Genomic DNA, 8,227 nt, shown 5'->3' on the forward strand with positions numbered 1-8,227 from the left:
CAATGGCCGACGACCTTCTGACCATCGCCGGGACGTCCTTCTCCTCCCGGCTGATCATGGGCACCGGCGGCGCGCCCAGCCTGGAGGTCATGGAGCGCGCGCTGCTCGCCTCCGGCACCGAGCTGACCACCGTCGCGATGCGCCGGGTCGACGCCACCACCCAGGGCTCCGTCCTGGACGTGCTGACCCGCAACGGCATCCGGGTGCTGCCCAACACGGCCGGCTGCTTCACCGCCGGCGAGGCCGTGCTGACCGCCCGGCTGGCCCGCGAGGCGCTCGGCACCGACTGGGTGAAGCTGGAGGTGATCGCCGACGAGCGCACCCTGCTGCCCGACCCGATCGAGCTGCTGGACGCCGCCGAGACTCTGGTCGACGACGGTTTCACCGTCCTGCCGTACACCAACGACGACCCGGTGCTGGCCCGCAAGCTGGAGGACGTCGGCTGCGCGGCCATCATGCCGCTGGGCTCGCCGATCGGTTCGGGCCTGGGCATCCGCAACCCGCACAACTTCCAGCTGATCGTGGAGGGCGCCGGCGTCCCGGTGATCCTGGACGCCGGCGCCGGCACCGCCTCCGACGTGGCGCTGGCGATGGAACTGGGCTGCTCCGCGGTGATGCTGGCCTCCGCGGTGACCAGGGCTCAGGACCCGGTGCTGATGGCCGAGGCGATGCGGCACGCCGCCGAGGCGGGCCGGCTCGCCCGCCGGGCCGGCCGCATCCCGCGCCGCTTCCACGCCGAGGCCTCCTCCGCGATGGCCGGCCGGGCCGATCTGGACACCCGGGAGCACCCGGCGTTCTGAACGCGCCGGTGGGACCGTGTCACAAGCCGGGCACAGCCGGGCCGGCGGGCGGTGTCCTCCGGGCCCGGCCGGGCGCGGCGGCACTAGACTCACCGGGTGGACATGGCACTGCACGACCCCCTGATCGGTAGCCTGCTCGACAACCGGTACCGGGTCGAGCAGCGCATCGCGACCGGCGGGATGTCCACCGTCTACCGGGGCACCGACACCCGGCTGGACCGGGTGGTCGCGCTCAAGGTGATGCACCCCTCGCTGGCCGGGGACGAGGGCTTCACCGCCCGCTTCATCCGCGAGGCCAAGGCGGTCGCCAAGCTCACCCACCCCAACGTGGTCAACGTCTTCGACCAGGGCGCGGACGGCGGCCACGTCTTCCTCGCCATGGAGTACGTGCCCGGCCGCACCCTGCGCGACCTGCTGCGCGACCGCGGCGCGCTGTCCGTCCGGGCCGCGCTGGACGTGCTGGAGCCGGTGCTCGCCGCCCTCGGCTCCGCCCACCGGGCCGGGCTGGTCCACCGCGACGTCAAGCCGGAGAACGTGCTGATCACCGAGGGCGGCCTGGTCAAGGTCGCCGACTTCGGCCTGGTCCGGGTGCTCGGCACCGCCGACGGCGCGCCCACCTCGACCAGCACAGCCACCGGCGGCACGGTCCTGGGCACGGTCTCCTACCTGGCCCCCGAGCAGATCCTCCCGGACGCCCCCACCGACCAGCGGGTGGACGTCTACGCGGCCGGCATCCTGCTGTACGAGATGCTCACCGGCCGCCGCCCGCACACCGGCGACAACCCCGTCCAGGTCATGTACAAGCACCTGCACGAGAACGTCCCCGCCCCCTCGCTGGTCGCCCCCGCCGTCGGCCCCGGGCTGGACGCGATCGTGGCCGGCGCCTGCGCCCGGTCCGCCGACGCCCGCCCGTACGACGCGGTCGAGCTGCTCGCCGCCCTCCAGCGGGTCCGCCGCACCCTCACCCCGGCCGAGCTGGACGCCGAGCCGCCGGCCTCCACCCGGCCCAGCCCGCGCTACCCGACCAGCGAGCCGACCTCGGTGATCGAGCCGCTGCCGTGGCCCGCCGACGCCCCGCCGCAGGAACGCACCAGCGTGCTGGACATGCCGCCGGAGCTGATGGACGAGCTGCTCGCCGAGCCGCGCCCGTACGACGAGCCCGCCCCGGTGCGCCGGCGCCGGCCCGGCCTGCTGCGCCGGCTCCCCCGCAAGCCGCTGATCTGGACGGCCGCGCTGACCGCCCTGGTGCTGGCGATCGGCGGCGCCACCTACGGGATCTCCGAGGGGCTGTACGGCTCGGTGCCCGGCGTGCTCGGCAGGGACCGGGCCGAGGCCCAGCGGGTCCTGGACGGGCAGGGCCTGCACGGGAAGTTCGTCGAGGTGTTCAGCGAGTCCGTCCCGTCCGGGCAGGTGATCTCCACCGACCCCGGGGTGGGCGCGCGCACCCGCAAGAGCGACAGCGTCACCGTCACTGTCTCCAAGGGCCCCAAGCGGATCGCGGTGCCCGACCTCACCGGCAGGAGCGCCGCCGACGCCGCCACGGCGCTGACCGGCGCCCAGCTGGCCAGGGGCAACGTGACGGAGGCCTACGACGACACCGTGCCCGAGGGCTCGGTGATCAGCAGTTCACCCGCGGCCGGGCAGCTGCTACAGGAGAACACCGCGGTCTCGCTGGTGGTCAGCAAGGGCATGGTGGCGGTCCCGAACGTCACCGGGATGACCAAGGACGAGGCGCAGAAGGCGCTCCAGGCGGCCGGCTTCACCATGCAGACCAGCGGCTGGGACGTGTTCGGCGCGGTCACCGCGTCCGGCCAGAGCCCGGCGGCGGGCGAGCGGCGGCCGCAGCGCAGCCCGGTGACGGTCAAGTTCTCGCTCTTCTAGCCGCCGGTCCAGCACCGCCGGCCCCCGGTCGGGGTCAGCGCAGCGGCCCGTCGCCCGGCTCCTCCTGGTAGGAGTAGCGCTGCTCCCGCCAGGGGTCGGCGAGGTTGTGGTAGCCGCGTTCCTCCCAGAAGCCGCGCCGGTCGGCCCGCATGTACTCCACCGCGCGCACCCACTTGGGGCCCTTCCAGGCGTACAGCCGCGGCACCACCAGCCGGACCGGGAAGCCGTGTTCGGCGGTGAGCGCCTCGCCGTCGCGGTGGGTGGCGAGCAGGGTGTGGGGGTCCGCGAAGTCGGCCAGCCGGAGGTTGGCGCTGTAGCCGTACTCGGCCCAGACCATGACGTGGGTGACGCCCGGCGCCGGGGGCACCAGGTCGAGCACGGCGGCGGCCGACACGCCCGTCCAGGTGTTGCCGAGCACGGAGAACTTGGTCACGCAGTGCAGGTCGGCGACGACCGTGGTGCGCGGGAGGGCGCTGAAGGCCTCGAAGTCCCAGCTGTGCTTCTCCGCCGAGGCGGTCGCGCCGAACACCTGGAGGTCCCAGGTCAGCGGCTTGAAGCGGGGCACCGGGCCGTAGTGCAGAGCGGGCCAGCCGCGCTGTGCGCGCTGCCCCGGGGGGAGCCTCGGGTCAGACGGCGGAGGCGGTTCGTGTTTCGGCTGACCCATGGATCCATGGTGACAGACGGCGGACTCGCCCCGGTGCGCGCCCCTTTGCGAGGGTTCGCGCCCCCGCCCGTACGGACCAGCAGTCGACGGCCCACCAGCACGTTTCGTCATGAATCGGATATTCCGACACATGTCCTAGTGAGTGTGAACTTACTGGAATTTCCACCCGAAGCGATGCCAGGATGCGCAGCGCAGGACGAAGCAGCAGGACCGAGACGGGAACCGACGCAGGAACCAGAGCAGGACCCACGGCAGGACGAGTGCAGGAGGCACCACCATGCAGGGCGATCCCGAGGTCATCGAATTCCTCAACGAGCAGCTCACCGCCGAGCTGACCGCGATCAACCAGTACTTCCTGCACGCCAAGATGCAGGAGAACTTCGGCTGGACGAAGCTCGCCAAGTACACCCGGCACGAGTCCTTCGACGAGATGAAGCACGCCGAGACGCTCACCGACCGGATCCTGTTCCTGGACGGGCTGCCCAACTACCAGCGGCTGTTCCACGTCCGGATCGGCCAGACCGTCAAGGAGATGTTCGAGGCGGACCGCCAGGTCGAGGTCGAGGCGATCGACCGGCTCAAGCGCGGGATCGTGGTGATGCGGGCCAAGAACGACGTCACCTCGGCGAACATCTTCGAGGACATCCTGGCCGACGAGGAGCACCACATCGACTACCTCGACACCCAGCTGGAGCTACTGGAGAAGCTCGGCGAGGCGCTCTACCTCGCCCAGCTCATCGAGCAGCCGGAGTCCTGAGGCCGGAGCCCCGAGGCCCCGGAAACCCTGAGGCCGGGGACCGGTCAGGCCGCCCGGGCCGCCCGCAGCGGGACCACCGGGGCGGCCGCCGGGGCCGGTGCCGCCGGGGCCTGCGGGTCGGCGAGGCCGAGCTTCGCGGCCAGCCGGGCGGTCGGGCAGGGCCGGGCGCCGTGCTCGCCGAGCAGCGCCTGGATCCGGCGCACGCAGGACCCGCAGTCGGTGCCGGCCTTGCAGCCCTTCGCTATCCGGCGCGGGGAGTCGGCACCGGCGTCGATCGCCTTCTTCACCTGGTCCTCGGTGACCGCATGGCACATGCACACGTACATCGCGGTCTCTCCCGGTGGGTGAAGCGGAGTGGATCTTGACTAAGGCTTGCCTTAGTTCACTGAGGCTTACCTTACCTGGCGAAACGGGTACGAAAAAGCCCCTCCGGGCTCGGGGACACCGAATCCGGAGGGGCCTTCGTCACATCCGACGGGCACCGGGCCTACTGGCCGCGGTACATCTCCGCCACCAGGAACGCCAGGTCCAGCGACTGGCTGCGGTTGAGGCGCGGGTCGCAGGCCGTCTCGTAGCGCTGGTGCAGGTCGTCCACCAGGACCTCGTCGCCGCCGCCGACGCACTCGGTGACGTCGTCGCCGGTCAGCTCCACGTGGATGCCGCCCGGGTGGGTGCCGAGCGCGCGGTGCACCTCGAAGAAGCCCTTGACCTCGTCCAGGACGTCGTCGAAGCGGCGGGTCTTGTGCCCGCTGGACGCCTCGAAGGTGTTGCCGTGCATCGGGTCGCAGATCCACACCGGCTTGGCGCCGGAGGCGGTGACCTTCTCCACCAGGGCGGGCAGGTGCTCGCGGACCTTGCCCGCGCCCATCCGGGTGATGAAGGTCAGGCGGCCGGGCTCGCGCTCCGGGTCCAGCTTCTCGATCAGGGCGAGCGCGTCGTCCACCGAGGTGGTCGGGCCGAGCTTGACGCCGATCGGGTTGCGGATCTTCGAGGCGAACTCGATGTGCGCGTGGTCCAGCTGCCGGGTGCGCTCACCGATCCACACCATGTGGCCGGAGACGTCGTACAGCTCGCCGGTGCGCGAGTCCACGCGGGTCAGCGCGGTCTCGTAGTCGAGGACCAGCGCCTCGTGCGAGGAGAAGAACTCGACCGCCTTGAACTCCTCCGGCTCCACGCCGCAGGCGCTCATGAACGCCAGGGCGTTGTCGATCTCCCGGGCGAGCTGCTCGTAGCGCTGGCCGGCCGGCGAGTTGCGGACGAAGTCCTGGTTCCAGGCGTGCACCTGGCGCAGGTCCGCGTACCCACCGGTGGTGAAGGCGCGCACCAGGTTGAGCGTCGCGGCGGACGCGTTGTACATCCGCTTCAGGCGCTCCGGGTCCGGGATGCGGGACTCGGGGGTGAACTCGAAGCCGTTCACCGAGTCGCCGCGGTAGACCGGCAGGGTCACGCCGTCGCGGGTCTCGGTCGACTTGGAGCGCGGCTTGGAGTACTGCCCGGCGATGCGGCCGACCTTCACCACCGGCACCGAGGCCGCGTACGTCAGCACGGCGGCCATCTGGAGCAGCGTCTTCAGCTTGTTGCGGATGTGCTCCGCCGAGACACCGTCGAAGGCCTCGGCACAGTCACCGCCCTGGAGGAGGAAGGCCTCCCCGCGCGCCACGGCTCCGAGCCGGGCGCGCAGCTGGTCGCACTCGCCGGCGAAGACGAGCGGCGGATACGAGGCGAGCTCGGCAAGGGTCTTGCGCAGAGCCTCTTGGTCCGGCCATTCAGGCTGCTGCGCCGCGGGCAGGGACTGCCAGGAGTGGGCAGTCCTCGATGTCTCAGTCGTAGCGGTCACGCTGCCAAGGCTACGGGGTGACTGGAGTGACGCGTGACCATTGCCCGAGGGATGAGACACATCTCGGACAAAGACGTGACCGCCCTCACCCGTCCTGCCGCATCCGCTACGCTCGCACCATGCACGCGCCCCACAACCTCTCCTGGTGGTGGGCCTCCCCCAAGGGTGGCCCACCGATCGCGCGTTCCTAGACGAACCACGACGGCCGCCCCTCGGGGCGGCCGTCGGCGTCTGAGCAGACGGCCCCTCCGGGAGCGGACCCCGCACCGCCCCTCGCCTCCCCACCCGGAAGGAAGCCGTAACCGTGACCACCGCCGTCGACCTGCTCACCCGCCTCACCGGCCCCGACGCCCCCGCCTTCGCGCTGCTGCACCGCCGCACCCCCCGGCTCGCCCCGGACACCGTCGAGGTGCTGCTGGGCACCGTCGACAGCTACGAACACCTCGCCGACCTGCCCGTCCGCGGCGACGCGCCGGCCCACGGCGGCCCGGTGCACGACCTGCTCGCGCTCGTCCCGTACCGCCAGATCCGCGAGCGCGGCTTCGAGGCGCACGACGACGGCACCCCCCTCCAGGCCCTCTCGGTGACCGAACAGCACACCCTGCCACTGGCCGAACTCACCGCGGCCCTACCAGAGTTGCCGGTCTCCCTCGCCGACGGCGGGTTCGACGTGGACGACGACGCGTACGCGGCGATCGTCCGCCGGGTGATCCGGGACGAGATCGGCAACGGCGAGGGCGCCAACTTCGTGATCCGGCGCGACTTCCACGCGACGCTGGAGGACTTCTCCCCCGCACTCGCGCTGACGCTGTTCCGGCGCCTGCTGGAGCAGGAACGCGGCGCGTACTGGACCTTCCTGGTGCACACCGGGGAGCGGGTGTTGGTCGGCGCCTCCCCCGAGGTGCACGTCCGGCAGAGCGGCGGCACCGTCGTGATGAACCCGATCTCCGGCACCTACCGCTATCCGGCCGGCGGCTCCGACCTCGACTCGCTGCTCCGATTCCTGCACGACCCCAAGGAGTTGGAGGAGCTCACCATGGTCGTGGACGAGGAGCTCAAGATGATGTGCACGGTCGGCGACCTCGGCGGCCAGGTGCTCGGGCCCCGCCTCAAGGAGATGGCCCACCTCGCCCACACCGAGTACGAGCTGCGCGGGCGCACCTCGCTGGACGTCCGCGAGGTGCTCCGCGAGACGATGTTCGCCGCGACCGTCACCGGCAGCCCGGTCGAGAACGCCACCCGGGTGATCAAGCGCTACGAGCCGACCGGGCGCGGCTACTACTCCGGCGCGCTCGCCCTGATCGGCCGCTCCGCCAGCGGCGGGCAGCTGCTGGACTCGCCGATCTGCATCCGCACCGCCGACATCGACCCGGCCACCGGCCGGCTGGTCGTCCGGGTCGGCGCCACCCTGGTGCGCCACTCCGTCCCCGAGTCCGAGGTCGCCGAGACCCACGCCAAGGCCGCCGGGGTGCTCACCGCGATCGGTGCCAGGCCCGCCCCCGCCCGGCCGCTCCACCCGGTCGGCCCCAGGCTCGCCGACGACCACCGGGTGCAGGCCGCCCTGGACGCCCGCCGGGCCGACCTCGCGCCGTTCTGGCTGCGGATGCAGGAAGCGGCCGGGATCACCGAGACCGAGCCGACCCTGGTGGTGGACGGCGAGGACACCTTCACCTCGATGCTCTCCCACCTGCTCGGCTCGCTCGGCCACCGGGTGACGGTGGCCCGCTACGACGAGCCGGGGCTGCGCGAGCGGGTCGCGGCCCACCGGGGCCCGCTGGTGCTCGGCCCCGGCCCGGGCGACCCGGCGCTCCTGGACGACCCCAAGATGGCGCTGCTGCGGCCGATCGTCGCGGACGCCCTGGCCGCCGTCCGCTCCGGCGACCGCACCTCGCCGCTGCTCGCGGTCTGCCTGAGCCACCAGCTGCTGGCCGCCGAACTCGGCCTCGCCCTGGGCCGCAAGGCCGTCCCGTACCAGGGGGCGCAGGAGCGCATCGACCTGTTCGGAGACAAGCGGACGGTCGGCTTCTACAACACCTTCACCGCGCGCTGCCCGGAGGCCGACGCGGTGCGGCTCGCCGCCGAGGGCGTCGAGGTCTCCCGGGACGCCGTCACCGGCGACGTGCACGCGCTGCGCGGGCACGGCTTCGCGGGGCTCCAGTTCCACCCCGAGTCGGTGCTCACCCGCGACGGCGTGGACATCGTGGCCGGCCTGCTGCGCGAGGCGACGGCCGCCCTGCGCTGAACCGGCGGCGGGGAGGCCCTGGCGGGCGAGCCCTGCCCGGGCACGC

At 72.4% G+C, this 8,227-nt stretch carries 7 protein-coding genes; 4 read left to right on the forward strand and 3 right to left on the reverse strand.

Annotated elements, in window-relative coordinates; all coding sequences use genetic code 11:
- The first annotated feature begins 2 nt into the window (after positions 1-2).
- Positions 3-800 (forward strand): thiazole synthase, encoded by a 798-nt coding sequence (locus tag ACZ7C5_RS24570; RefSeq protein ID WP_188300922.1) that lies wholly within the window; start codon positions 3-5, stop codon positions 798-800.
- A 102-nt stretch (positions 801-902) separates the two neighbouring features.
- Positions 903-2,681 (forward strand): Stk1 family PASTA domain-containing Ser/Thr kinase, encoded by a 1,779-nt coding sequence (gene pknB / locus ACZ7C5_RS24575; protein ID WP_401079779.1) that lies wholly within the window; start codon positions 903-905, stop codon positions 2,679-2,681.
- Between the two features lie 34 nt (positions 2,682-2,715).
- Here pknB and ACZ7C5_RS24580 read toward each other — a convergent pair whose 3' ends face one another.
- Complete coding sequence (locus tag ACZ7C5_RS24580; RefSeq protein WP_401078924.1) at positions 2,716-3,345, reverse strand: molybdopterin-dependent oxidoreductase; 630 nt, start codon at positions 3,343-3,345, stop codon at positions 2,716-2,718.
- 277 nt (positions 3,346-3,622) lie between these two features.
- Between ACZ7C5_RS24580 and bfr the strand changes: the two genes are divergently transcribed.
- Entirely contained in the window at positions 3,623-4,102 is a 480-nt protein-coding gene (bfr, locus tag ACZ7C5_RS24585; RefSeq protein WP_030239990.1) for a bacterioferritin, read from the forward strand.
- A 44-nt stretch (positions 4,103-4,146) separates the two neighbouring features.
- Here bfr and ACZ7C5_RS24590 read toward each other — a convergent pair whose 3' ends face one another.
- Together ACZ7C5_RS24590 and ACZ7C5_RS24595 are read right to left on the reverse strand one after the other, a co-directional pair.
- On the reverse strand, positions 4,147-4,428 hold the full coding sequence (locus ACZ7C5_RS24590) for a (2Fe-2S)-binding protein (protein ID WP_401078920.1): 282 nt from the start codon (positions 4,426-4,428) through the stop codon (positions 4,147-4,149).
- 161 nt (positions 4,429-4,589) lie between these two features.
- Entirely contained in the window at positions 4,590-5,939 is a 1,350-nt protein-coding gene (locus tag ACZ7C5_RS24595) for a class II 3-deoxy-7-phosphoheptulonate synthase (protein WP_401078918.1), read from the reverse strand.
- Positions 5,940-6,243: 304 nt separating this feature from the next.
- Between ACZ7C5_RS24595 and ACZ7C5_RS24600 the strand changes: the two genes are divergently transcribed.
- Positions 6,244-8,181 (forward strand): anthranilate synthase family protein, encoded by a 1,938-nt coding sequence (locus tag ACZ7C5_RS24600; RefSeq protein ID WP_401078915.1) that lies wholly within the window; start codon positions 6,244-6,246, stop codon positions 8,179-8,181.
- Positions 8,182-8,227: the final 46 nt, after the last annotated feature.

The organism is Kitasatospora sp. NPDC036993, from assembly GCF_055607525.1.